Source organism: Paracoccus marcusii (assembly GCF_028621715.1).
Lineage (GTDB): Bacteria > Pseudomonadota > Alphaproteobacteria > Rhodobacterales > Rhodobacteraceae > Paracoccus > Paracoccus marcusii.
Window position 1 is genome coordinate 2,568,609 of sequence record NZ_CP117466.1, and the last position, 24,344, is coordinate 2,592,952.

At 67.7% G+C, this 24,344-nt stretch carries 19 protein-coding genes; 7 read left to right on the plus strand and 12 right to left on the minus strand.

The window, feature by feature from the left end:
• Nucleotides 1-68: 68 nt before the first annotated feature.
• The 4 genes from PRL19_RS12730 to PRL19_RS12745 form a co-directional block, all read right to left on the minus strand.
• The gene (locus PRL19_RS12730) at nt 69-1,373 is read right to left on the minus strand and encodes a DUF3422 family protein (RefSeq protein WP_273743187.1); all 1,305 of its coding nucleotides are present in this window, start codon (nt 1,371-1,373) and stop codon (nt 69-71) included.
• A 123-nt stretch (nt 1,374-1,496) separates the two neighbouring features.
• Nucleotides 1,497-2,939, minus strand: a complete 1,443-nt coding sequence (locus PRL19_RS12735; RefSeq protein WP_045980869.1) for an NAD(P)(+) transhydrogenase (Re/Si-specific) subunit beta — start codon at nt 2,937-2,939, stop codon at nt 1,497-1,499.
• A gap of 12 nt (nt 2,940-2,951) precedes the next feature.
• The gene (locus PRL19_RS12740; RefSeq protein ID WP_273743188.1) at nt 2,952-4,526 is read right to left on the minus strand and encodes a Re/Si-specific NAD(P)(+) transhydrogenase subunit alpha; all 1,575 of its coding nucleotides are present in this window, start codon (nt 4,524-4,526) and stop codon (nt 2,952-2,954) included.
• Between the two features lie 195 nt (nt 4,527-4,721).
• On the minus strand, nt 4,722-5,372 hold the full coding sequence (locus PRL19_RS12745) for a hypothetical protein (protein ID WP_148912176.1): 651 nt from the start codon (nt 5,370-5,372) through the stop codon (nt 4,722-4,724).
• 182 nt (nt 5,373-5,554) lie between these two features.
• Between PRL19_RS12745 and pepN the strand changes: the two genes are divergently transcribed.
• Together pepN and PRL19_RS12755 are read left to right on the plus strand one after the other, a co-directional pair.
• Nucleotides 5,555-8,128 carry an aminopeptidase N gene (gene pepN, locus PRL19_RS12750; RefSeq protein ID WP_273743189.1) on the plus strand — a complete coding sequence of 858 codons (2,574 nt, stop codon included), beginning with the start codon at nt 5,555-5,557 and terminating at the stop codon, nt 8,126-8,128.
• Between the two features lie 10 nt (nt 8,129-8,138).
• Nucleotides 8,139-9,050, plus strand: a complete 912-nt coding sequence (locus tag PRL19_RS12755) for a 1-acyl-sn-glycerol-3-phosphate acyltransferase (protein WP_240542399.1) — start codon at nt 8,139-8,141, stop codon at nt 9,048-9,050.
• Nucleotides 9,051-9,130: 80 nt separating this feature from the next.
• Here PRL19_RS12755 and proB read toward each other — a convergent pair whose 3' ends face one another.
• A complete protein-coding gene (proB, locus tag PRL19_RS12760; protein ID WP_273743190.1) occupies nt 9,131-10,246 on the minus strand; it encodes a glutamate 5-kinase in 1,116 nt (371 codons plus the stop codon).
• Nucleotides 10,234-11,268: a GTPase ObgE gene (gene obgE, locus PRL19_RS12765; protein WP_273743191.1), complete on the minus strand. Its 1,035-nt coding sequence runs from the start codon at nt 11,266-11,268 to the stop codon at nt 10,234-10,236. Before obgE ends, proB begins: the two co-directional genes overlap by 13 nt.
• A 110-nt stretch (nt 11,269-11,378) precedes the next feature.
• On the opposite strand from obgE, the gene PRL19_RS12770 reads away from it, so the two are divergent.
• From PRL19_RS12770 to eno, 3 genes are all read left to right on the plus strand, one after another.
• A complete protein-coding gene (locus PRL19_RS12770; RefSeq protein WP_273743192.1) occupies nt 11,379-12,767 on the plus strand; it encodes a protein adenylyltransferase SelO in 1,389 nt (462 codons plus the stop codon).
• Nucleotides 12,768-12,845: 78 nt separating this feature from the next.
• Entirely contained in the window at nt 12,846-13,526 is a 681-nt protein-coding gene (locus tag PRL19_RS12775) for an endonuclease/exonuclease/phosphatase family protein (protein WP_045981399.1), read from the plus strand.
• Nucleotides 13,527-13,586: 60 nt separating this feature from the next.
• Entirely contained in the window at nt 13,587-14,861 is a 1,275-nt protein-coding gene (gene eno, locus PRL19_RS12780; RefSeq protein ID WP_045981400.1) for a phosphopyruvate hydratase, read from the plus strand.
• A 4-nt stretch (nt 14,862-14,865) separates the two neighbouring features.
• Here the strand turns inward: eno and PRL19_RS12785 are convergent, their stop codons facing one another.
• Nucleotides 14,866-16,281, minus strand: a complete 1,416-nt coding sequence (locus PRL19_RS12785; protein WP_273743193.1) for an aminotransferase-like domain-containing protein — start codon at nt 16,279-16,281, stop codon at nt 14,866-14,868.
• Nucleotides 16,282-16,520: 239 nt separating this feature from the next.
• Between PRL19_RS12785 and PRL19_RS12790 the strand changes: the two genes are divergently transcribed.
• The gene (locus tag PRL19_RS12790) at nt 16,521-17,639 is read left to right on the plus strand and encodes a TRAP transporter substrate-binding protein (RefSeq protein ID WP_273744510.1); all 1,119 of its coding nucleotides are present in this window, start codon (nt 16,521-16,523) and stop codon (nt 17,637-17,639) included.
• A gap of 93 nt (nt 17,640-17,732) precedes the next feature.
• On the opposite strand, the gene PRL19_RS12795 is transcribed toward PRL19_RS12790, so the two are convergent.
• The 5 genes from PRL19_RS12795 to cobU form a co-directional block, all read right to left on the minus strand.
• A complete protein-coding gene (locus tag PRL19_RS12795; RefSeq protein WP_273743194.1) occupies nt 17,733-19,637 on the minus strand; it encodes a TRAP transporter large permease in 1,905 nt (634 codons plus the stop codon).
• The gene (locus tag PRL19_RS12800; RefSeq protein ID WP_045981404.1) at nt 19,634-20,245 is read right to left on the minus strand and encodes a TRAP transporter small permease subunit; all 612 of its coding nucleotides are present in this window, start codon (nt 20,243-20,245) and stop codon (nt 19,634-19,636) included. The genes PRL19_RS12795 and PRL19_RS12800 overlap by 4 nt, the downstream gene beginning before the upstream one ends.
• 117 nt (nt 20,246-20,362) lie before the next feature.
• On the minus strand, nt 20,363-21,085 hold the full coding sequence (gene cobS / locus PRL19_RS12805; RefSeq protein ID WP_273743195.1) for an adenosylcobinamide-GDP ribazoletransferase: 723 nt from the start codon (nt 21,083-21,085) through the stop codon (nt 20,363-20,365).
• Entirely contained in the window at nt 21,078-22,031 is a 954-nt protein-coding gene (gene cobT / locus PRL19_RS12810) for a nicotinate-nucleotide--dimethylbenzimidazole phosphoribosyltransferase (protein ID WP_273743196.1), read from the minus strand. Before cobT ends, cobS begins: the two co-directional genes overlap by 8 nt.
• Complete coding sequence (gene cobU / locus PRL19_RS12815) at nt 22,018-22,548, minus strand: bifunctional adenosylcobinamide kinase/adenosylcobinamide-phosphate guanylyltransferase (RefSeq protein WP_273743197.1); 531 nt, start codon at nt 22,546-22,548, stop codon at nt 22,018-22,020. Before cobU ends, cobT begins: the two co-directional genes overlap by 14 nt.
• Nucleotides 22,549-22,678: 130 nt before the next feature.
• On the opposite strand from cobU, the gene PRL19_RS12820 reads away from it, so the two are divergent.
• On the plus strand, nt 22,679-24,280 hold the full coding sequence (locus PRL19_RS12820; protein WP_273743198.1) for a peptide ABC transporter substrate-binding protein: 1,602 nt from the start codon (nt 22,679-22,681) through the stop codon (nt 24,278-24,280).
• Nucleotides 24,281-24,344: the final 64 nt, after the last annotated feature.

Sequence of the window (24,344 nt, forward strand, 5' to 3'; positions counted from 1 at the left end):
AGGCGCATCGGTCGTGGTCCTTCATGGGTCAGGCCCGATGTATCGCCCCCCGCAGCAGGTGCCACAAGTCACAAATCGTCGCTGCCAGGGTCGTGGAACTGCGCGCGCACCCGGCGCATCGCCCACCAGACGCCCAGCACCGTCAGGGGCGTCAGCACGGCGACGACCAGCGTCTTGTCCAGCCCCGCGCGCCCCGCCAGCGGCGCCAGCGCATAGCTCAGCAGGCCCACCGCGTAATAGCTGATGGCGACGACCGACAGCCCCTCGACCGTGTGCTGCAGCCGCAGCTGCATGTCGGCGCGGCGGTCCATGCGGTGCATGATCTTCTGGTTCTGGGCGCTACGTTCCACGTCGACACGCGTGCGCAGCAGCTCGGCCGCGCGGGCTGTGCGTTCAAGCATCGTGGCCAGCCGCCGTTCCGCCGATTTCGCGGTGCGCATGGCCGGCTGGTACCGCCTGCGCATGAATTCGGTCAGCATCTGGCGGTCCAGAAACCGCGTCTCCCGCAGGGCGGCGATCCGGTCATGCACGATCGCCTCATAGGCGCTGTTGGCACCGAACCGGAAGGAATGCAGAACGGCCTGCGCCTCCAGCTGGGTCGAGACCGCCAGCAGGTCATGCAGCAGCTGTTCTGCGGGCTGCGCGTCGTCGGTCATCGATTCCAGGATCGCGGTTAGGCGCGGCTCCAGTTCGTTCAGGCGGTTGCCCAGACCGCGCGCGCGCCCAAGGCCCAGCATCGACATAGCGCGATAGGTCTCCAGCTCGACCAGGCGATGCACCAGGCGCCCGATGCGGCCGTCCGACGTGCCGGGCCGCACGAAGATCGCGAACCGCATCCAGCCATCCGCGTCGATGCGGAAATCACCCGCGACCATCGCGGTCTCGTCCAGCACCCAGATCGCGGCCAGGCTGTCGCGCGCGAACCAGCCGTCGATGCGGGCCAGCGCCTCGGCCGGGTCATCGGGCAGCAGGTCGACCTGGATCATCACCGCCGCGACGCGCTTGCCCGGCGCGGCGTGCTGCCAGGCGTCGGGAAAGATCGCCGCCGCCGACGGGTCGAACGGACGGATCGGAAGACCCGGCGTCATCGCCATGTAGGTCACGAACTCGGTGTGGCTCTCCCATTTCAGTTCGTGACGGCCAAGCTGGCCCTGATAGTGGCTGTCATCGGGATCGGGGCGTGGACCGCCATGGCGGCTGACCAGCTCGCCCAGATGCGCCAGATCCTGCCCCCGGTCGCGGTTGGCGGCGTCGCGCGGTTCCTTGAACGCCACGAAGACCGCGGTCGCCGGCGCGGTGATCCGCGGCGAGGGCCGGGCATGCAGTTCGTTGACCAGCGCATAACGCAGGGGATGTTCTGTGGCCGGGTTCATCTGCCGCTCCTGAAGACGGGGCAACGGCCCCTGCCCCATTTCAAGACCACCGCGACAGGCGGCACAAGTGGGAACGCCCGCCGGCTGTGAACCGGCGGGCGTCCGTGGCACGATTGCGCCGGATCAGTCGATCATGGGCAGTAGCTTGTTGATGCTGTCCTTGGCGTCGCCATAGAACATCCGGGTGTTCTCCTTGAAGAACAGCGGGTTCTCGATGCCGCTATAGCCGGTGCCCTGCCCGCGCTTGGACACGAAGACCTGCTTGGCGCGCCACACCTCCAGCACCGGCATGCCGGCGATGGGGCTGTTCGGATCGTCTTGGGCCGCGGGGTTCACGATGTCATTCGACCCGATGATGATGACGACGTCGGTCGAGGGGAAATCCTCGTTGATCTCGTCCATCTCCAGCACGATGTCATAGGGGACCTTGGCCTCGGCCAGCAGCACGTTCATGTGGCCCGGCAGACGCCCCGCTACGGGGTGGATGGCAAAACGCACCGTCTTGCCCGCCGCGCGCAGTTTGCGCGTCAGTTCGCTGACCGCACCCTGCGCCTGCGCGACCGCCATGCCATAGCCCGGCACGATCACGACGCTGTCCGCCTCGTTCAGCGCGGATGCCACGCCGTCCGCATCGATGGCGATCTGCTCGCCCTCGATCTCGGCTGCGGGGCCGGTCTCTCCGCCGAAACCGCCCAGGATCACGCTGACGAAGTTCCGGTTCATCGCCTTGCACATGATGTAGGACAGGATAGCACCCGACGATCCGACCAGCGCGCCCGTCACGATCAGCAGATCGTTCGACAGGGTAAAGCCGATCATCGCCGCCGCCCAACCGGAATAGCTGTTCAGCATCGACACCACGACCGGCATGTCCGCGCCGCCGATGCCCATGATCAGGTGATAGCCGATGAAGAACGCCAGCAGCGTCACCAAGATCAGCCAGAACACCGCCGGACCGACGCCGGTGAAATACAGCACCCCGATCAGCAGCGACAGCGCCAGCGCACCCGCGTTCAGCATGTGGCCGCCCGGCAGCTTCTTGGGCTTGCCGTCGACACGGCCCGCCAGCTTGCCAAAGGCCACGACCGACCCGGTAAAGGTCACCGCGCCGATAAAGATGCCCAGGAAGACCTCGATCTTCAGCATGGCGATCTCGGGGGCGGTCTTGTGGGCAAGCAGGGCCGCAAAACCGGTCAGTTCGGCCTCGAACCCTTCGGCACGCAGGCGCAGGACGCGCGACAGCTCGATCTGGGCGTTGAAGCCGACAAAGACCGCGGCCAGACCGACCAGCGAATGCATTGCCGCGACCAGCTGGGGCATCTCGGTCATCTGCACGCGCTTGGCGACCAGCCAGCCGCCGGTGCCGCCGATGGCGATCATGATCAGCGACAGCAGCCAGTTGCCCGCACCCGGCCCGAACAGCGTCGCCACGACCGCAAGGCCCATGCCGACGATGCCGTACCAGATCGCGCGTTTGGCGCTTTCCTGTCCCGACAGCCCGCCAAGCGACAGGATGAACAGGACCGAGGCGACCACATAGGCCGCAGTGGTGAATCCGTATTCCATTGTCCCGACCCCTTACGACTTCTGGAACATGGCAAGCATGCGCCGGGTGACCATGAAGCCACCAAAGATGTTGACCGATGCCATCAGCACGGCCAGCGCGCCCAGGATCACGACCCAGGCCGATCCCGACCCGATCTGCATCAGCGCGCCCAAGATGATGATCGAACTGATCGCGTTCGTGATGGCCATCAGCGGCGTGTGCAGCGAATGCGCCACGTTCCAGATCACCCGGAAGCCCACGAAACAGGCCAGCACGAAGACGATGAAGTGCGACATGAAGCTGGCGGGGGCGATCAGCCCAATCAGCAGCACGACCAGGCCACCGCCCAGCAGAAGCTTGATCTGGCTGGCGGTCTCGGCCTTGAAGGCCGCGGCGTCGGCGGCGCGGCGTTCGTCGGGGGTCAGCTCCTTCTTCTTCTCCTTGGGCTTCTGCGCGGCAATGGCGGCGACCTTGGGCGGCGGGGGCGGCCAGGTCACGTCGTGGTCATGCACGACCGTCGCGCCGCGGATGACGTCGTCCTCCATGTTGTGGACGATGACGCCATCCTTCTTGGGCGTCAGGTCGGCCACGAAATGGCGGATGTTGTTGCCGTACAGCTCGGAGGCCTGCGCGCCCATGCGCGACGGAAAGTCGGTATAGCCGACGATGACCACGCCGTTGTCGGTGACGATGCGTTCGTCCGGCACGGTCAGCTCGCAGTTGCCGCCCTTTTCGGCCGCCAGATCGATGATGACGCTGCCCTGCTTCATCATGGCCACCATGTCGGCGGTCCACAGCTTGGGCGCGTCGCGGCCGGGGATCAGCGCCGTGGTGATGACGATGTCCATCTGGGGTGCCAGCTCGCGGAACCGGGCCAGCTGCTTCTCACGAAACTCGGGGCTCGACGGCGCGGCATAGCCGCCCGTGGCGGCGCCGTCCTGCGCGGGCGCGTCGAAGTCCAGATAGACGAACTCGGCACCCATCGATTCGATCTGTTCGGCCACTTCGGGGCGGACGTCAAAGGCATGGACCTGCGCGCCAAGGCTGACCGAGGTGCCGATGGCCGCAAGACCCGCGACCCCTGCCCCCACGACCAGCACCTTGGCCGGCGGGACCTTGCCTGCCGCCGTCACCTGTCCGGTGAAGAAGCGGCCAAAGTTGTTCGCCGCCTCGATGACGGCGCGATAGCCCGCGATGTTGGCCATCGACGACAGCGCGTCCATCTTCTGCGCGCGGCTGATGCGCGGCACCATGTCCATGGCGATCGCGGTGATGCCCTGGTCCTTGGCCTGCGCCAGCAGTTCGGCGTTCTGCGCCGGATAGAAGAACGAGATCAGCGTCTGCCCCGCCTTCATCTGGCCGATCTCGGCCGTGGTCGGCTGGCGCACCTTGGCCACCACGTCCACCGCATCGATCAGCTCAGCCGCGGTCTGGCAGACCGTCACGCCGGCGCCGCGATAGTCGTCGTCAGCGAAACCCGCGCGCGCGCCCGCGCCGCTTTCCACGAACACGTCATGCCCCAGCTTGCCCAGATGCGCGGCGGTGGATGGCGTGATCGCCACCCGCGCCTCGCCTTCAAAGCTTTCCCTCGTTGCGCCAATCTTCATGGCTCTGATGCCCCCCGGTCTGGTGATCTTTCGTCGCAGACGTCATAGCATCGCGAAATATTGTTTCACAAGGCTGCGCTGTCGCGACCGGCTCGGAAAGACAACTGCGGCGGCTTGGGAACAACTGGTCCAGCGCATGTGAAAACGGCCCGGATGCGGATGCATCCGGGCCGTTCCGTGACCTGACCGGTCGGATCAGTTGGCCGGGGCCGGCGTCGTGGTGGTCGCCGGTGCGGTGGTCGCAGGCGCAGGGGTGGTCGCGGGCTCTTCGACGCTGACGGCGTCGTCAACGGCGTCAGCCGCACTGTCGGCTGCCTCTGCTGCGGCATCCGCTGCGTTCGATGCGGCCTCGCCTGCACCGTCAACGGCATTGTCGATCGCGGTGCCGGCTGCGTCGGCTGCATTGCCTGCGGCTTCGACCGCGCTGTCGGCAGCGGCGCCGGCGGCATCGGCGGCGTCGTCAGCTGCATCGGCGGCACCGGCGGCGGCGTCATCGGCGGCCTCGGACGCGCTCTCGGCTGCAGCCTCTGCTTCGGCTGCCGCGTTGTCGGCAGCGGCTTCGGCCTCGGACGCCGCGGCATCGACTTCGGGTTCTTCGACGACGGCGGGGGCCGTGGTCGTCTCGGGGGCGGGTTCGGTGGTCGTCACCGTGGTGGTGTCACCTTCGACGACGGTCGTGTCATCAGCCATGAAACGCTGCAGCACGAAATAGGCCAGCGCCAGCGCCAGCAGGACACCGATGATCAGCGGCAGCGCGGAAGACTTGCGCTCCACCGGCTCGACATAGGTTTCCTTGGGGGTGGTGCCGGGTTTCACGCGGTTCGGATCGTTGGGATCATAGCTCATGCAGGTCTCCGATTCAGACTGTATTTTGACCGGGTTAGGTCGCGAAGCTGTGGCGTGTGACCGTTCGGCTGTCAACCGCCAACGCCCGACGCCACGCCTTGCGAGCCGGCGTTCAGGCGATTAACACCGACTAAAGGCCGGGGTTCCGCTTGCGGCCGCATTTTTACGAAAGGCCGCTGACCATGTCCGTCGAGAAACCGCAGCCTGTCCAGCACCTTGCCGATTACCGTCCCTGGCCGTTCACCCTGTCACAGACCCGGCTGGACGTGACCCTGGCCCCCCGCGACACGGTCGTTCTGACCGAACTGGACCTGGAGCCGTCGGACCAGCCGGTCGATCTAGTGCTGGATGGCGGCGCGGGGCTGCGTTTGCAGTCGCTGCGCATCGACGGGCTGACCGTGGACCCGGCCCACGTCCTTCGCGATGACGAGACGCTGACCATCCGCGCCGCCGCCCTGCCCCGCGTGCCCTTCACGCTGGCGACCGACGTGCGCATTGATCCGCAGGACAACACCGCCTTCGAGGGGCTGTATCTGTCGGGCGGCATCTTCTGCACCCAGTGCGAGGCCGAGGGGTTTCGCCACATCACCTTCTATCCCGACCGCCCGGACGTGATGACCACGTTCCGCGTGACGCTGCGCAGCGACCTGCCGGTGCTGCTGTCGAACGGCAACCCCGTGCGCGCCCAGGACGGCGTCGCGGAATGGAACGACCCCTGGCCCAAGCCTGCCTATCTGTTCGCGCTGGTGGCGGGCGATCTGGTGGCGGTCAGCGACAGCTTTACCACCCGGTCGGGGCGCGCGGTCGATCTGAACGTCTGGGTCCGTCCCGGCGATCAGGACCGCGCGGGCTTTGCGATGGAGAGCCTGATCGCGTCGATGCGCTGGGACGAGGACGTCTATGGCCGCGAATATGACCTGGATGTGTTCAACATCGTCGCGGTCGACGATTTCAACATGGGCGCCATGGAAAACAAGGGGTTGAACATCTTCAACTCGAAACTGGTGCTGGCCTCTCCGGATACCGCGACCGATGGCGACTACGAGCGGATCGAGGCGGTGATCGCGCACGAGTATTTCCACAACTGGACCGGTAACCGCATCACCTGCCGCGACTGGTTCCAGCTGTGCCTCAAGGAAGGGCTGACGGTCTTTCGCGACCAGCAGTTCACCAGCGACCTGCGCTCGGCCGCGGTCAAGCGGATCGAGGATGTGCAGACCCTGCGCGCGCGCCAGTTCCGCGAGGATCAGGGTCCGCTGGCGCACCCCCCGCGTCCCGACCGGTACGAGGAGATCAACAACTTCTATACCGCGACGGTCTATGAGAAGGGCGCCGAGGTCATCGGCATGCTGAAGCGGCTGGTTGGCGACGACGGCTATGCCCGCGCGCTGGACCTGTACTTCGACCGCCACGACGGCGATGCCGCCACCATCGAGGATTGGCTGAAGGTCTTCGAGGATGCCACCGGCCGCGACCTTGCCCAATTCAAGCGCTGGTACACCGACGCCGGGACCCCTGTCCTGACCCTGCAGGAAACCTGGCAGGACGGCACGCTGACGCTGCACTTCACGCAGCAGACGCCGCCCACTCCCGGCCAACCTGACAAGCCCGCCCGCGTCATCCCGATCGCGGTCGGCCTGATCGGCCCGAACGGTGACGAGGTCGCGCCGACCCGCGTCCTGGAGATGACCGAGGATCGGCAAAGCTTTAGCTTCGAAGGTCTGGGCGCACGGCCCGTCGCCTCGGTCCTGCGCGGGTGCTCTGCCCCCGTGATGCTGCAGCGGCAGATGGACGATGCGACGCGGGCCTTCCTGCTGGCCCATGACACCGACCCCTTTGCCCGGTGGGAGGCAGGGCGCGAACTGGCGCTGTCCGCCTTGACCCAGCTGGCGCGCGGAGCGGATGCGGGCGACGACTACATCACCGCGATCGGCGCGCTGGCCGGCGATGCCGATGCCGATCCGGCATTCCGTGCGCTGTGCCTGAACCTGCCCGGCGAGGAGGAGATCGCGACCCGTCTGGCCACCACCGGCACCACGCCCGACCCCGATGCGATCCAACAGGCGCGTGCGGGGCTGGCCCGCCGCATTGCCATGGCGCATCAGGATCTGCTGGCAGAACTGTACGACACGATGACCGTGCCGGGCGCCTATTCCCCCGATGCGGACGCGGCTGCGCGCCGGTCGCTGCGCATCGCGGCGCTGGGGTTGCTGGGGCGGATCGACGGCGGCGACCGGGCCGAGGTGCTGTTCGGCATCGCGGGCAACATGACCGAACGCATGGCCGCACTGGCCGTGCTGTTGCGCCTTGGCCGCGGCGACAGCGCGTTGCGGATGCTGCACGACGAGTTCGCCGACAACCGGCTGGTCATGGACAAATGGTTCGGCATCCAGGTCATGGCCGCGCCCCCGTCTGACGCCGTCGCCGTCGCGGAACGGCTGGCCGCGCGCCCCGATTTCGACTGGAAGAACCCCAACCGCTTTCGCGCGCTGCTGGGCGGTCTGGCGGCGAACCATGCGGGCTTTCACGCGGCCGACGGGTCGGGCTATGCATTCACGGCGGATTGGCTGATGCGCATGGATGCGGTCAACCCGCAGATCGCCGCGCGCATGTCCACCGCGTTCGAGACATGGCCCCGCTATGACGCCGCGCGCCGCGATCACGCGCGCAATGCATTGGAACGGATCGCATCTCTCGCGGGTTTGAGCCGCAATACACGCGAGATGGTCTCGCGCATGATCGCTGCGGGACGCTGAGGGGGACGCGATGGGCAAGCATGAGGAGGCCCGCGCCGAGATGCAGGCGCGCCTGGACCCGCTGATCGCGGAGCGGGCGCCCTGGCTGTTTTCCGGACGTCCCCGCGATCGCGTGGCGCGGTGGGCGATGATGCATCTTCTGCGCTATCCCCGCACCGTCGATTTGGGTGCCGAGTTTCGCGACTTGCCCCCGGCCGAGATCTTCCGTCGGATGAGCGACCTGATCGTCCGCGATCTGCAGGTCGAAGGGTTGGAGCATATCCCCGCCACCGGCCCTGCCCTGATCGTGGCCAACCATCCCACCGGCATCGCGGACGGGATCTTCCTGAATGCGGTGATCTCGCAGCTGCGCGACGACGTCTTCATCTATGCCAACCACGACATGATCCGCGTCTTGCCGCAGATGATCGACATGATCGCCCCTGTCGAATGGCGGGTTGAAAAGCGCAGCCATGCCAAGACCCGCGCGACGATGGACTATACTCGCGACGCGATTGCGGCGGGCCGGATCGGCCTGATCTTTCCGTCGGGCCGCCTTGCCAAGCGCACCGGCCTGACCCTGAACGAGCGTCCCTGGATGGCAAGCGCCGCAATGATTGCCCGCAAGTTCGACCTGCCGGTGATCCCGCTGCGCATCCGTGCGCGCAATTCGGCGCTGTTCTACCTGTTCGACAAGATCCATCCGACGCTGCGCGACGTGACGCTGTTCAACGAGGTGTTGAACAAGACCGGCCAACCCTATCGCGTAACCATCGGCGCACCGATCATGCCAGCGGACCTGCCGCGCAGCAGCGACGAGGCAATCCTGGCGTTGCGGCAGGCCGTCCTGTCGCTGCCCACGCCGGGCAGCACCGCGATCCGCCTGACCCGCAGCCGCGGCGTCGCCCGGCTGACCGGAGCCCGGCGCCCCGTCGGCGGCTGATTGCGTCCCGCGACAGCCGGGGGGCCAGCCCCCCGGACCCCCCTTTCGGTTCCTTTGCCCGATGGGGAGTCAGATGTCCGTTACGTCACCATGTCATCGCGATGGATCAATGCCGCCCGACCGGGATAGCCTAGGATCGTCTCGATCTGCGCCGAGTGATGACCGGCGATGGCCCGCGCTTCGGTTGCGGTATAACGGATCAGCCCGGTCGCCAGACGCTGGCCGGCGTAGTCGGTGATCGCCACCGGATCGCCGCGCCCGAAATCGCCCTGCACCTGCGTCACGCCCGCAGGCAGCAGCGATTTGCCACGGCCAAGCGCCAGGCGCGCGCCATCGTCCACGATGACCGTGCCCTTGGGCTTCATCGCGGCGATCCAGCGCTTTCGGGCAAGCTGCGGATCCGCCTCGGGCAGGAACCACGTAGTCCGGGCGCCCTGTGTAACGGCCGACAGCGGGCGGAGGACCGACCCCTCCGCAATCGCCATCGCACATCCGCCCGCCACCGCGGTGCGCGCCGCCATCAGCTTGGTCTTCATGCCGCCCTTGGACAGGCCCGACACGGGGTCGCCGCCCATCGACTCGATCTCGGGGGTGATCGTTTCGATCACCGGCAGATGGCGGGCCGTCGGATCGGTCTTGGGGTTCGCCGTATAGAGCCCGTCGACATCCGACAGCAGCAGCAGTTGGTCCGCGCCGCAGGTCACGGCGATCTGCGCGGCCAGGCGATCGTTGTCGCCAAAGCGGATCTCGTCGGTGGCGACGGTGTCGTTCTCGTTCACGATGGGCACCACGCCCAAGCCCAGCAGGGTCTGCATCGTCGCGCGGCTGTTCAGATAGCGGCGACGGTCGGCACTGTCTTCCAGCGTCAGCAGAACCTGTGCGGTGATGACGCCGTGGGGTGCCAGAGCCTCCTCATAGGCGCGGGCCAGGCGGATCTGGCCGACGGCCGCCGCGGCCTGAGCCTGTTCCAGCGGCAGCGCGCCGGAAGGCAGGCCCAGCACCCGCCGCCCAAGTGCGATCGATCCCGAACTGACCAGCACGACGTCGCAGCCTTGCGCCCGCCATGCGGCTACGTCATCGCACAGCCCGCGCAGCCAGTCGCCGCGCAGGCCCTCGGGGCCGACCAGCAGCGCCGAGCCGATCTTGACGACCAGCCTGCGGGCCCTGCCAAGCTGCGGCACGCTCACGGCTGCCATGTCCCCTCGGGCGTTTCGGGGGCGGCGGGTGCGCGCGATGGCTCGATCTGGGTCCACAGCGCGCGCAGCACGTCGGTCACGCCGGTCCGGGCCACGCCCGACATCAGCATGACCGGATGGCCCAGCTCCGCCTCCAGCGCGGCGCGGCGCTCGGCGATCTCCTCCTCCTCCAGCGCATCGATCTTGTTCAGCGCGGTCACGCGGGGCTTCTGCATCAGGACCGGCGAATAGGCCTCCAGTTCCGTCAGGATGGTGCGCGCATCCTCGGCCACGGTCTCGGATGTGCCGTCCACCAGATGCAGCAGCACGTTCGACCGTTCGACATGGCCCAGGAACTGATCGCCCAGGCCCCGGCCCTCGCTCGCGCCCTCGATCAGACCCGGAATGTCGGCCATCACGAATTCGCGCCCGTCCACGCCGACGACGCCAAGGTTGGGGTGCAGCGTGGTGAAGGGGTAGTCGGCGATCTTGGGACGCGCGTTCGACACGGCAGCCAGGAAGGTCGACTTGCCGGCATTGGGCAGGCCCACCAGGCCCGCATCCGCGATCAGCTTCAGCCTCAGCCAGATGGTCCGCTCGACCCCCTCCAGCCCAGGATTGGCGGTGCGCGGGCTGCGGTTGGTCGAGGACTTGAAATGCAGGTTCCCCCAGCCCCCGTTGCCGCCCTTGGCCAACAGCACGCGCTGTCCGACCTCGGTCATGTCCGCGATCACGGTCTCCTGGTCCTCGTCCAGGATCTCGGTGCCGACGGGCACCCGCAGCACGACGTCGTCGGCGGACTTGCCGGTCATCTGGCTGCCCATGCCGTGCTGACCGGACTTGGCAAAGAAATGCTGCTGATAGCGGAAATCGATCAGGGTGTTCAGCCCATCGACCGCCTCGGCCCAGACATCGCCGCCGCGGCCGCCGTCACCGCCGTCAGGACCGCCGTATTCGATGAACTTCTCGCGGCGGAACGACACGCAGCCCGCGCCACCCCCGCCCGAGCGGATATAGACTTTGGCGAGGTCGAGAAATTTCATGGGACAGCTCCTTTTGCCGGATGCCGATACGCCCTTGACGCCTGTGGCGCAAGGGTTCCGGGCTGGCAATGCCGGGATGCGCGCCTATGTAATGGTCAAAGGAGACCGCGATGATCCGTTTCGACAACAGCTATGCCCGGATGCCGCAAGGGTTCTTTGCCCGCGTGGACCCCACCCCCGTGACCGCCCCCAGCCTGCTTGCGCTGAACGGACCGTTGGCGGATCGACTGGGGCTGGACCGCGACGCGCTGACGGTCGAGATGCTGTCGGGCAATGCCGTTCCGCAGGGTGCGGCGCCGCTGGCCCAAGCCTATGCCGGGCACCAGTTCGGCGGCTTCGTGCCTCAGCTGGGCGACGGGCGCGCCGTCCTTCTGGGAGAGATCGTGGCCCCCGACGGGGCGCGGTTTGACATCCAGCTGAAAGGGTCGGGGCCGACGCCCTTCTCTCGTCGCGGCGACGGGCGGGCCTGGATGGGGCCGGTGCTGCGCGAATACCTGGTCAGCGAGTTCATGGCGGCGATGGGCGTGCCCACGACCCGCGCGCTGGCCGCCGTCGCCACCGGCGATCAGGTGTGGCGCGAACAGGGCGGCCTGCCCGGTGCCGTCCTGACCCGCGTCGCCGCCAGCCACATCCGCGTCGGCACGTTCCAGTACTTTGCCGTGCGCGACCGCAAGGATGCACTGGCGGCCCTGACCGACCACGTGATTGCGCGCCACTATCCCGATGCGGACGGCCCCTTGGCCCTGCTGGACCGGGTCGTCGCTGCGCAGGCCGAAACCATCGCGCAATGGATGGCGCTGGGCTTCATCCACGGGGTGATGAACACCGACAACATGGCGATCTCAGGCGAGACGATCGATTACGGGCCCTGTGCATTCATGGATGTCTATCACCCCGACACGGTCTTTTCCTCGATCGACCGCCAGGGACGCTATGCCTGGGCGAACCAGCCCCAGATCGCCGTCTGGAACCTGGCCCAGTTCGCGACCTGCCTGATCCCCCTGATGGGAGAGGAGGAGGCCGCGGTCGAGGCCGCCACCACCGCCGTCCATCGCTTTGCACCGCTGTATCAGGCCGCATGGCTGCGTCGGTTCGGCGACAAGCTGGGCATCGACGGTGCCGCGAACCAGTCGCTGATCGAGAGCTTGCTGCAGATGATGGCCGAACAGCGGGCCGATTTCACCCGCGTCTTCGCGGGCCTGTCGGACGGGACCGCGCGCGACGAATTCGCCGACCCCGCGGCCTTCGACACTTGGGCCCGCGACTGGCAGGCGCTGTCGCCCGACACGACCGTGATGGTCCGGGCCAACCCGCGGCACATTCCGCGCAACCACCGGGTCGAACAGGCGATCGCATCCGCCGTGGCGGGCGACATGGCGCCTTTCGAACGACTGTTCGACGCGATCACCCATCCGCGCGACCTGCGCACCGATTGGGCAGATCTGGCGCAGGCACCGACACCTGCGCAGGCGGTTCGCCAGACGTTCTGCGGCACCTGACGGGGTTGTGCGCGCCTGCCCCTTGCGCGTGACGCGGACCCCGCCAAGATCACCCGCAACGCCAGCTCGGATGGATTGATGCTGAAGATCGCAAGCTACAACCTGCACAAGTGCCGCGGGATGACCGGCCCGCATGCGCCGCTGCGCAATCTGGCGGTGATCCGGTCGCTGGACCCGGACATCATCGCCCTGCAGGAGGTGGATTTTCGCCTTGGCGCCCGTCCCGAAGCCCTGCCGCGCAACCTGATCCAGTCGGAAACGGGTTTGGTGCCTGCAGATATCTACGGCACGACCGAAAGCAGCCTGGGCTGGCATGGCCAGACGATCCTGATGCGCCCGCATCTGGCCGAACAGGCGGTGCTGCGCCGCCTGCCCCTGCCGGGTCTGGAGCCGCGCGGCGCGGTGGCCCTGCGCCTGCCCGGCCTGACGCTGATCGGCGCGCATCTGGGGCTGGCGCGGTCGTCGCGGCGTGCGCAGCTGGCCCGGATCACCGCGCAGGCCTCTCGGATCGCGGACGACCACATCGTGATGATGGGCGATTTCAACGAATGGCGCGACGACCGGGGGCTTGAATCGCTGGCCGGGTTCCGGGTCGTGGCGCCGGGACCGTCCTGGCCCGCGCCCCTGCCCCGGCTGCGGCTGGACCGGATGGCCCTGTCCACAAACCTGCACGTCCTGGAAACCGGCGTCTTCAACGAGGCGGGCGCGCGCGACGCGTCCGACCACCTGCCGATCTGGGCGCGCATCCGCTTTCCGTGAAGATTGCGAAACCGGGCTTGCGGCGCTAACAAGGCGCCAAGCATCAACCGGAGTGCGCTTATGACCGCCATCATCGACATCTTCGCCCGTGAAATCCTGGACAGCCGTGGCAACCCGACCGTCGAGGTCGACGTGACCCTGGAAGACGGCACCATGGGCCGCGCGGCCGTTCCCTCCGGCGCGTCGACCGGCGCGCACGAGGCGGTCGAAAAGCGCGACGGCGACAAGTCCCGCTATATGGGCAAGGGCGTGCTGGAGGCGGTGGCCGCCGTCAACGGCGAGATCGCCGAGAACCTGGTGGGCGAGGATTCGACCGAACAGCGCGCCATCGACATGATGATGTGCGAGCTGGACGGGACGCCCAACAAGGGCCGCCTGGGCGCCAACGCGATCCTGGGCGTGTCGATGGCAGTGGCCAAGGCGGCGGCGGATGCGACCAACCAGCCGCTCTACCGCTATGTCGGTGGCACCAGCGCGCGCATCCTGCCGGTGCCGATGATGAACATCATCAACGGCGGCGAGCATGCCGACAACCCGATCGACATTCAGGAGTTCATGATCATGCCCGTCGCCGCGGAGAACATCCGCGAAGCCGTGCGCATGGGATCGGAAATCTTCCACACGCTGAAGAAGGAGCTGTCGGCGGCGGGCCTGTCCACGGGCATCGGCGACGAGGGCGGCTTTGCCCCGAACCTCTCCTCGACTCGCGACGCGCTGGATTTCATCCTGAAGGCCATCGAGAAGGCCGGCTATCGTCCCGGCGACGACATCATGCTGGCACTGGACTGCGCCTCCACCGAATACTTCAAGGGCGGCAAGTACGAAATGAAGGGCGAGGGCAAGTCCCTGACCCCCGGCGAGAACGTCGATTACCTGGCCGCTCTGTGCGACGCCTATCCGATCCTGTCGATCGAGGATGGCTGCGCCGAGGATGACTGGGACGGCTGGAAGATGCTGACCGACAAGCTGGGCGACCGCATCCAGCTGGTCGGCGACGACCTGTTCGTGACCAACCCCGTGCGCCTGGCCCAGGGGATCGAGCGTGGTTGCGGCAACAGTCTGCTGGTCAAGGTCAACCAGATCGGCACGTTGTCGGAAACGCTGGACGCCGTGCGCATGGCCGACCGCGCGGGCTATACCAGCGTCATGTCGCACCGTTCGGGCGAGACCGAGGACGCGACCATCGCCGACCTGGCCGTCGCCACCAACTGTGGTCAGATCAAGACCGGTTCGCTGGCCCGTTCCGACCGGTTGGCGAAATACAACCAGCTGATCCGCATCGAGGAAATGCTGGGCGCCACCGCCGAATACGCCGGCCGCAGCATTCTGCGCTGAGGCCTCAGTCCGGCCCCGCCTCGGGGCCGGACCTTGCCATCTGGCACAGGGTCTGCAGCGCGGCGGCCAGCCTGTCGCGCGGCATCCGACAGTTCAGCGCGATGCGCACTCCCTGCACCGGCGCCTGTGCCGGTCCGCAGAAATCCGACGACGGGCGCACGATCACCCCCGCCGCCGCCGCGCGCGACGCGAAATCAGCGGCCGTCCAGGGCGCGGGCAGCGGCAGCCAGACCATCGGCACGCCGGCCTGACCCCGCGCATCCAGACCCGCCAACGCCTCCTGCGCCAAGGCCAGCCGATCCGCCACCTGCGCCTGAACCTCGCGGGCGATCCGATCGCCATCGCCGGACCGCAGCAGCCGCGTCACCAGCCCGGTGATCGGCTGCGACAGGCCCATATGACTGTGCTGCGCGGCGACGCGCCCCGCCTGGCCCATCCCCTCGGGGCAGATCAGCACGCCGAAGCGCAGGCCCGCGGCGATGATCTTCGACAGGCTGCTGACATGCCAGACCCGCTCCGGCGCCAAGGCGCGCAGGCTGGGGGGCGCATCGGGGCGCGGGCTGGGCGCATAGCATTCGTCCTCGATGATCTGCAGGTCGTGGCGGCGGGCCACCTCGACGATGCGGTCGCGCCGGGCGGCCCCCATCGACGCCAGCGTCGGGTTCTGTGCCGAGGGCGTCAGGCACACCAGCCGCGCCCCCGTGGCGCGGGCGACGCGGTCCAGATCCTCGGGGATCATGCCCTGATTGTCCAGCGCCACCGCCTGTGTCTGGGCGCGCATCAGGCGTGCCGCGTGGGTGATGCCGGGATAGGTCAGCGCCTCGACCATGACCTGCGCGGGCTGATCCGCCAGGCACAGCGCCATGACCAGCGTGATCGCGTGCTGACCGCCGTGCGTCAGGACCATGTCGTGGTCGGCCACCGTCCCCAAGGGTCGGACGGACATCCAGTCCAGCGCCGCGCCCCGGCAATCCTGGTCGCGGCTGAGCGGGGTGTAATCCAGGACCGACGCGTCCATGTCCGCCGCCATCGCCGCCAGATGCGTGGCAAGGACCCGCGCCTGACCGCAATCAGGCAGCTGCGGGATGCGCAGGTCAGCCGGGCCCTGCGGGGATGCAGGGTGGTCCAGGCTTTCGTACAGCAGCGGCTGCGGCACCGGGCGACGGGGGCGCGCCGCGGCGATGAAGCTGCCGCGTCCCACATGACTTTCCACGACGCCTTCGGCGGCGGCCACCTGATAGGCCCGGGCGACGGTCCCGGTCGTGACCTTCAGCCGCCAGGCCAGGTCGCGCATCGGCGGCAGGCGCGTGCCGGGCGCCAACTGGCCCGACCGCGCGGCCTCGCGCAGGGCGTTGGCCAGGGCGCGGAACTTGGGTCCGGGCTGGCTGGTCAGGTCGGGCTGCCAATCCTCGATGCGCATCTGAGCCTCCTTGCCGCGACATCCCTGATAATGCGCCGTTTTTGCGGGCACAATCGCCTGCGTGCGGTTGCGCGACCGCATCAGGGCCGGCGGCGTGAAATAACTTTGAGGGATCGGTCTCAGAACACTCGACAGGCCCGAAAGCGGGGCTAAACTGTCGGCCATGCAGGGTGGGAAGTTGCGGGCCGAGGGGGCCCACCGACCCAAGCGGAGGAGACAGAATGAAAGATTCCAAAGCGTTGGACCGGCGGTCCTTCATCGCGCGGGCGTCCATCGGCGGTGCTGCGGCGGCAGCCGGCAGCGTGCTGGCCGCGCCCGCCATCGCGCAAGAGGCACCGCAGATCAACTGGCGCCTGGCCTCCAGCTTTCCCAAGTCGCTGGACACCATCTATGGCGGCGCCGAGGAAATCTCTCAGCGCCTGTCCGAGGCGACCGACGGCCGCTTCCAGATCCAGGTGTTCTCGGCCGGAGAGATCGTGCCGGGCCTGGACGCCATCAACGCGACCACCGACGGCACCGTCGAATGTTCGCATTCGGTGGGCTACTACAACTGGGGCAAGGACCCGGCATTCGCCTGTGGCGCCGACCTGCCGTTCACCTTCTCGGCCCGCGCCAAGAACGCCTACAACTATCAGGGCGGCGGCATCGAAAACTACAACACCTTCCTGGAAAAGTACAATCTGGTCAGCTATCCGGGCGGCAACACCGGCGTGCAGATGGGCGGCTGGTATCGCAAGGAAATCAACTCTCTGGCCGACATGCAGGGCCTGAAGATGCGCATTTCCGGCCTGGCGGGCCGGGTCGTCGAAAAGCTGGGCGTGGTGCCGCAGCAGATCGCCGGCGGCGACATCTATCCATCGCTGGAGCGCGGGACGATCGACGCGGCCGAATGGGTCGGCCCCTATGACGACAGCAAGCTGGGCTTCCAGAAGGTCGCGCCTTATTATTACTATCCCGGTTTCTGGGAGGGCGGCCCGACGGTCAGCTTCTTCGTGAACAAGGGTAAGTGGGACGAACTGCCGGAGAACTACAAGTCGCTGTTCCGGACCTGCGCGCAGGCTACCGACCAGAACATGCTGGCGAAATACGACATGAAGAACCCGACCGCGCTCAAGGAGCTGGTCGGTTCGGGCGCGCAGCTGCGCTCGTTCAGCGAGGAGGTGCTGGCCGCATCCTTCGCCGCCGCGAACGAGGTCTATGCCGAGGTCTCGGCCGAGAACGAGGCCTTCAAGACGCAGTACGAGGCGATGCTGCAGTTCCGCGACGACTGGTACCTGTACCAGCAGACCGCGGAATACACGTTCGACACGTTCATGATGATCCAGCAGCGCAACGGCACCCTGGCCGTCGGCGGCTGATCGGTCGACCCGACCGGAATGCGAAACCCCCGCGCAGATGCTGCGCGGGGGTTTTTCGTTGGTGCATCGGGCCCGCGGTGACGGGTCTGCCCGTCAGTTCCCCGACAGGCCCGGAGGAGGCCCGCCGAAGCCCAGGCCCATCCCGCCGGAGGGTGCCGCCGCCTCGGGTGCCGCGGCTTCCGGCGCAGGTCTGGCCGGTGCTGGTGCGTCCGGGGCGGTTGCGTCCGGGACCGGCGTCGCAGGGGCCGGCTGCTGCTGGCCAAAGGGCGATCCGCCCAATCCGCCAAGCGTGCCGAACCCGCCGCTGCCACCCTGCGGGGCCGCGCCGCCGCCGCCCAGCCCACCACCGAGGCCGCCACCGAGACCGCCGCCAAGCCCCCCGCCAAGGCCGCCGCCCATGGGGATCTCGATCCGCATGTTCGACGTGTCCACGACCGGTCCCTTGTAGTGCATGACCATCCCCGGGAACGCGATCACCGCCGCGATCATCAGGACCTGAAGCCCCACGAAGGGAACCGCGCCGCGATAGATGTTCAGGGTGGTGATCGGGTCCATCATCAGGCCGGTGATCTTGTCCCGATAGGATTTCCGCGGCGCGACCGAGCGCAGATAGAACAGCGCAAAACCCACGGGCGGCGTCAGGAACGATGTCTGCATCGTGACCGCCAGGATCACCCCGAACCAGACCAGATCGACGCCGAGCGCATTCGCCGCCGGGATCAGCAGCGGCACGATGACGAAGGCCAGCTCGAAGAAGTCCAAGAAGAAGCCAAGGATGAAGATGATGATGCAGGACACGATCAGGAAGCCCGTGACCCCGCCGGGAAGCGCGGTCAGCAGGTCGCGCACCCAGATATGGCCGTTGACCGAATAGTAGGTCAGCGAGAAGACGGTCGCGCCCAGCAGGATGAACATCACGAAGGCCGACAGCTTGACCGTGGACAGCAGCGCCTGGTTCAGCACGTCGAAGCTGAGGCGGCGCTTGATCGCCGAGAGGATCAGCGCGCCCATCGCGCCCATCGCGCCGCCTTCGGTGGGCGTGGCGATGCCCAGGAAGATCGTGCCCAGCACCAGGAAGACCAGCGCCAGGGGCGGGATCATCACGATGATGACCTGCCGCGTCATCGGCGACAGCCAACGGCCGCCCGTGGCACGGTCGGCGACCGCCAGGATCAGCAGGACCACGACCGCCAGGGTCGCCGCCCAGATGGGCGCGTTCGTGACGCCGTTGGCGTCCATCCAGCGGCTGGCCAGTTGGAAGATCGCGACGGCCAGCACGATCACCACGGCCAGCGACCAGCCGCCGCCGCCCAGGCTGCGCGCCTCCAGCGGCAGGGCGGGCATGGCCTTGGGGCGCAGGATCGACAGGATCAGGACATAGACGATGTAGACGCCGACCAGCGCCAGCGCCGGGACCATCGCCGCCTTGTACATGTCGCCCACGGAACGGCCCAGCTGGTCGGCCAGCACGATCAGCACCAGCGACGGCGGAATGATCTGCGCCAGCGTCCCCGACGCCGCGATCACGCCCGTCGACAGGCTTTTGTCATAGCCGTAGCGCATCATGATCGGCAGAGAGATCAGGCCCATCGAGATGACCGATGCCGCGACCACGCCGGTCGTGGCCGCCAGCAGTGCACCCACCAGGATCACCGCATAGGCAAGGCCGCCGCGGACCGGGCCGAACAGCTGGCCGATGGTGTCCAGCAGCTCCTCGGCCATGCGCGACCGTTCCAGCACGATCCCCATCAGCGTGAAGAACGGGATGGCCAGCAGCGTGTCGTTGCGCATCACGCCGAAGACCCGGTCGCCAAGCGCCCCCAGCAGGTTCCAGCCCAGGTTCACCTGGTCGGACAGGGGCGTCAGGAACACTCCGAAGAAGAAGAACAGCAGCCCGTTGGCCGCCAGCGCAAAGGCGATCGGATAGCCGAACAGCAGGAACGCCACCATCGAGAAGAACATGATGGGGGCAAGGTTGTGGGCGATAAGGTCGATCACGGGCGGCGCTCCGGTTCATCGGTCTGGTCGGTGCGGCCCGTCAGCATCAGCCCGGCCTCGTGATTGGCGGCCTCGTTCGGGCCGGTGTTCTGGTGCGGATCGGGAATGATGCCGCGCATGACGGCGATCTTTTTCACGATCTCGGACAGGCCCTGGGCGAACAGCAGGCCAAAGCCCACCACCAGCACGCCCCGCGCCGGCCAGAGCGGCAGGCCGCCCGCGTTCATCGAGATCTCTCCGGTGCGGATGCTGCCCATCAGGGCGGGCCAGGTCAGCCACAGCATGACCGTGGTGAAGGGCATCAGGAACAGGATCGTGCCCAGAAGATCGATCCAATGCTGCACCCGGCGCGACCAGCGGCCGTAGATCACGTCGATACGGATATGTTCGTTCTCGAGCAGCGTCCAGGCCGAGGCCAGCATGAAGGCTGCGCCAAACAGGTACCACTGCGCCTCCAGCCAGGCGTTCGACGACATGCTGAACACCTTGCGGACGACCGCGTTGACGGCGCTGATGACGACGGCCAGCAGGATCAGCCAGGCGACGCTGCGCCCGATCAGCGTCGTGACGCGGTCGATGCCGCGCGAAAGGGCCAACAGGCCGCTCATGATATGCTCCTCCCTCAAGGTACGGCCTTTGGCCGCGGTCCGGTTGACCCGGTCGTTCTGGCTGGCAGGATATGCGGCAAGCGGCCTGCGCGGGTCAAGGTTTTCCGCCAGTTGACCCTAGGTCAGCGCGGCCATCCCGACCAGCGCCGCACATTCCGCAAGCAGCACCGACGCGCCCAGCACATCGCCCGTCTGCCCGCCCAGCAGGCGGCAGGCGCGGCGCGAGACCGCCACGACCGACAGCCCGGTCAGCGCCATCGCCAAGGCCGCGGCCCCTGGTCCCGGCGCACCCAGCAGCAGTGCCAGAACGCCCGTCAGCGTGGCCGCAACCACCGCCCGGCGCGAGGGCTGTCCGGCCCCCTGACCCAGCCCGTCGGTCCGCGCCGGCGGCAGTGCGCGCATCAGCATCACCGGTGCCACCCGCCCCGCCGCGGCCGCCGCGATCAGCGCCAGTGGTCCAAGCGCCGCCAGCGCCGCCACGCGGACCAGGCCCGTCGCCACCAGCGCGGCCGCGCCATAGCTGCCGATTGTCGATTCGCGCATGATCCGCAGCCGGTCGGCGCGGTCCCGTCCGCCGCCCGCATCGGCGAAATCGGCCAGCGCATCCTCGTGCAGCGCACCGGTCAGCCAGATGGCCAGGGCGACGGACAGCGCCGCCGGCAGCAGGCCCGTCCCCATGATCCACAGGGGCACCCCGGCCAGCAGCCCCAGCACCGCCCCCGCCAGCGGAAAGGCCCAGGCCGCGCGGGACAGCGGAAGAACCTCGGGCGGCAGCAGGCGCCCAAACGGCAGCCGCGTCAGGAAGACCAGCGCCAGGACGATCTGGTGCGACCTAGACAATCCCGGCCTCGGCAAAGGTCGCCATGCCGTTGTGGCACTCCAGCGCGGCGCGCAGCACCAGAAGGGCCACGGCGGCGCCGGACCCCTCGCCCAAGCGCATGTCCAGCGACAAGACGGGCTGCATCGCCAGCGACGCGATCAGGCGTCGGTGCCCCGGTTCGGCGCTTTCATGGCCGATCAGGCAGTGGGACAGTGCGTCGGGATCATCGCGGGTCAGCACGGCGGCGGCGGCGGTGCAGATAAACCCGTCCAGGATCACCGGAATGCGCAGGTCCCGTGCACGGCGTACCGCGCCGCAGATGGCCGCCTGTTCGCGACCGCCAAACGCGGCCAGCGTGTCGTAGGTGCCAGTCACGGCGTGGCGGGTCAGCCCTTCCGTCACGACGCGGACCTTGGCGGCCAGCATCGCGCCCTGCGCGCCGGTGCCGGGGCCGACCCAGTCCTCGGCCCGTCCGCCAAAGGTCGCCGCCGCCAGTGCGGCCGAGGTGGTGGAATTGCCGATCCCCATCTCTCCCAGCAGCAGGACCTGGGCGGTGGGATCGACGGCGGCGGCGCCCTGCGCCATCGCATCGTCGACCTCGGCCGACGTCATCGCGGGGCCTTGGGTGAAATCGGACGTGGGCCGGTCCAGATCCAGCGCGACGATTCCCAGATCGGCCCCCGCCACACGGCACAGCTGATTGATCGCCGCGCCGCCTGCACGAAAGTTCGCGACCATCGCCGCCGTCACCCCGGGCGGAAAGGGCGTGACGCCCTGTGCCGTGATCCCGTGATTGCCCGCAAAGACCAGCGCCTGCGCGCGGTCCAGCGTGGGGCGGTCGGTCCCCTGCCAGCCTGCCATGAACACGGCCAGCGCCTCCAGCCGGCCAAGCGATCCGGCGGGTTTCGTCAGCGTGGCTTGGCGCGCGGCGGCACGGTCGGCGGCGGTCTGGTCAAATCGGGGCATCGGGGTTCTCTGCCATGGGTTTCAGGCGCAGGGGCATGCCGCTGACGGCCATCCAGACCTGGTCGGCCAGCGCCGCCACCGCTTGGTTCATCCGGCCGTGATCGTCACGGAACCGGCGGGCCAGGGCGTTGTCCGGCACAATCCCCTGCCCCAATTCGTTGCTGACCAGCACGACAGGACAGCATTGCTGACGTAACGTCACCATCAATGCGCCGATATCCGCCGAACCCATGCAGTTCGACATCCACAGCGTCAGGCAATCCACAAGGCGCACGCCCTGTCCGTCGGTCGCGCGCAGCGTGCCGGCCAGATCCAGCGGTTCTTCGATGGTGCGCCAACCCTGTCCGCGATCCTGTTGATGCGCCTTGATTCTTTCACCCATCTCGGCGTCGCGGGCCTGGGCCGTGGCGATATAGATGCGCGGCATCGCATGGCGCAGGACCAGCCGTTCGGCCAAGGCGGACTTGCCCGACCGCGCGCCGCCCGTCACCAGCGTAATATGTCCCCGTTGCGTCATGCGGGCCTGTTTTCCACAGGGCGGTCGGCTTGGAAAGCGCGAAACGCCGCTTGCCCACACCCGTGCTTTCACTAAACCTCGCGCCATTCCGGTGCGACACGACACCGACAGACAACTTGGAGGAGTTGGGATGACTAAGCTTTTCGCGACGACCGCCCTGCTGACCGCGCTGGCGATGCCCGCTTGGGCCGTGCAGCCTGCCGAAGGCGAGACCCTGGCCGAGAACCAGACCTATACCTATTGGCTGCTGGACGCGATCAAGTCGCTTGACCCGGCCAAGAACACCGACGTCGAGGGTTCGGACGCGCTGCGCTCGCTGTTCGAAGGCCTGATGATCGAGGATGCCGCGGGCAACATGATCCCCGGCGTCGCCGAAAGCCACGAGATGTCCGAGGACGGCCTGACCTACACCTTCACGCTGCGCGACGCCAAGTGGTCGAACGGCGACCCGGTGACGGCGGACGACTTCGTCTATGCCTGGCAGCGCGTCGTCACGCCCGAGACCGCGTCGGAATACGCCTGGTACATGGAGCTGATGAACCTGCAGAACGCCACGCAGATCATCGCGGGCGAGATGGAGCCCGACCAACTGGGCGTCGTCGCGCTGGACGACAAGACGCTGCAGGTCACGCTGACCACGCCCACCCCCTATTTTCTGAACACCCTGTCGCACACCACGACTTATCCCGTGCCGCGCGCGGTGGTCGAGGAGCATGGCGACGCCTGGGTGCAGCCCGCCAACCTGGTCGGCAACGGGGCCTATACCCTGGCCAGCCACAATCTGGGCGTCGAGATCGTCTTCGAGAAGAACCCGGAATACTGGGATGCCGAGAACGTCGTGATGCAGACCGTGCGCGGCGTGACCGTCAACGACAACAACGTGGCCCTGACCCGCTATCAGGCCGGAGAGCTGGACCGCGTCCAGATCCCCGCCGGCCAGTATCCGCGCCTGTCCGAGTCATCCCCCGAAGAGGCGGTGTCTGTGCCCTACGGCTGCTCTTACGCCTATGTGTTCAACCTGTCGGAGAAGGGCCCCGAGGCGCTGAAGGACGAACGTGTCCGCGAGGCGCTGGCCCTGTCGCTGAACCGCGAAGTCATCGTGGATCAGGTCCTGCAGGGCGGACAGGAGCCCGCCTACACCTGGACGCATTGGGCCATCAACGGCTTTGCCGCGCCCGAGGGCGGCATGAAGGACATGTCGCAGGAAGACCGCATGGCCCGCGCCGCCGAGCTGCTGGCCGAGGCCGGTTACGGTCCCGACAACCCGGTGCGCCTGCAGCTGCAGTACAACACCGACGACAGCCACCGCCTGCTGGCCATCGCGGCCCAGCAGTTCTGGCGCCCCCTGGGCATCGAGATCGAGCTGAACAACGTCGAATGGGCCGTCCACACCGACCGCCTGCAGAACCAGGACTTCGAGATCGCACGCTATGCCTGGTGCGCCGACTACAACGAGGCGACGACCTTCCTGGACTGGTTCCGCACCGACGGCTACAACAGCGGCAAGTGGTCGAACGAGGAATACGACAAGCTGCTGGTCGAGGCCCGCACGGCCGAGGACACAACGCCCCTCTATCAGCGCGCCGAGGAGATCCTGGCCGACGAGAACCCGGCGGTCTTCGTCTATCACTATGCCAAGGTCGACATGATCAACCCGGCCATCAAGGGCCTGCCGCGCGAGAACCTGCTGAACACCTGGTACGCCAAGGACCTGTACCGCGTCGCGGAATAAGCAGCCATCCTGACCGGGGGCCGGGGCGGCACGACCGCCCCGGCCCTGTCATTTTTCAACCATC

Excerpts from the sequence above, each read along its gene's own strand:
- PRL19_RS12730 (WP_273743187.1), bottom strand. The coding sequence starts at position 1,373 with ATGAACCCGGCCACAGAACATCCCCTGCGTTATGCGCTGGTCAACGAA.
- PRL19_RS12735 (WP_045980869.1), bottom strand. The coding sequence starts at position 2,939 with ATGGAATACGGATTCACCACTGCGGCCTATGTGGTCGCCTCGGTCCTG.
- PRL19_RS12740 (WP_273743188.1), bottom strand. The coding sequence starts at position 4,526 with ATGAAGATTGGCGCAACGAGGGAAAGCTTTGAAGGCGAGGCGCGGGTG.
- PRL19_RS12745 (WP_148912176.1), bottom strand. The coding sequence starts at position 5,372 with ATGAGCTATGATCCCAACGATCCGAACCGCGTGAAACCCGGCACCACC.
- pepN (WP_273743189.1), top strand. The coding sequence starts at position 5,555 with ATGTCCGTCGAGAAACCGCAGCCTGTCCAGCACCTTGCCGATTACCGT.
- PRL19_RS12755 (WP_240542399.1), top strand. The coding sequence starts at position 8,139 with ATGGGCAAGCATGAGGAGGCCCGCGCCGAGATGCAGGCGCGCCTGGAC.
- proB (WP_273743190.1), bottom strand. The coding sequence starts at position 10,246 with ATGGCAGCCGTGAGCGTGCCGCAGCTTGGCAGGGCCCGCAGGCTGGTC.
- obgE (WP_273743191.1), bottom strand. The coding sequence starts at position 11,268 with ATGAAATTTCTCGACCTCGCCAAAGTCTATATCCGCTCGGGCGGGGGT.
- PRL19_RS12770 (WP_273743192.1), top strand. The coding sequence starts at position 11,379 with ATGATCCGTTTCGACAACAGCTATGCCCGGATGCCGCAAGGGTTCTTT.
- PRL19_RS12775 (WP_045981399.1), top strand. The coding sequence starts at position 12,846 with ATGCTGAAGATCGCAAGCTACAACCTGCACAAGTGCCGCGGGATGACC.
- eno (WP_045981400.1), top strand. The coding sequence starts at position 13,587 with ATGACCGCCATCATCGACATCTTCGCCCGTGAAATCCTGGACAGCCGT.
- PRL19_RS12785 (WP_273743193.1), bottom strand. The coding sequence starts at position 16,281 with ATGCGCATCGAGGATTGGCAGCCCGACCTGACCAGCCAGCCCGGACCC.
- PRL19_RS12800 (WP_045981404.1), bottom strand. The coding sequence starts at position 20,245 with ATGAGCGGCCTGTTGGCCCTTTCGCGCGGCATCGACCGCGTCACGACG.
- cobT (WP_273743196.1), bottom strand. The coding sequence starts at position 22,031 with ATGCCCCGATTTGACCAGACCGCCGCCGACCGTGCCGCCGCGCGCCAA.
- cobU (WP_273743197.1), bottom strand. The coding sequence starts at position 22,548 with ATGACGCAACGGGGACATATTACGCTGGTGACGGGCGGCGCGCGGTCG.
- PRL19_RS12820 (WP_273743198.1), top strand. The coding sequence starts at position 22,679 with ATGACTAAGCTTTTCGCGACGACCGCCCTGCTGACCGCGCTGGCGATG.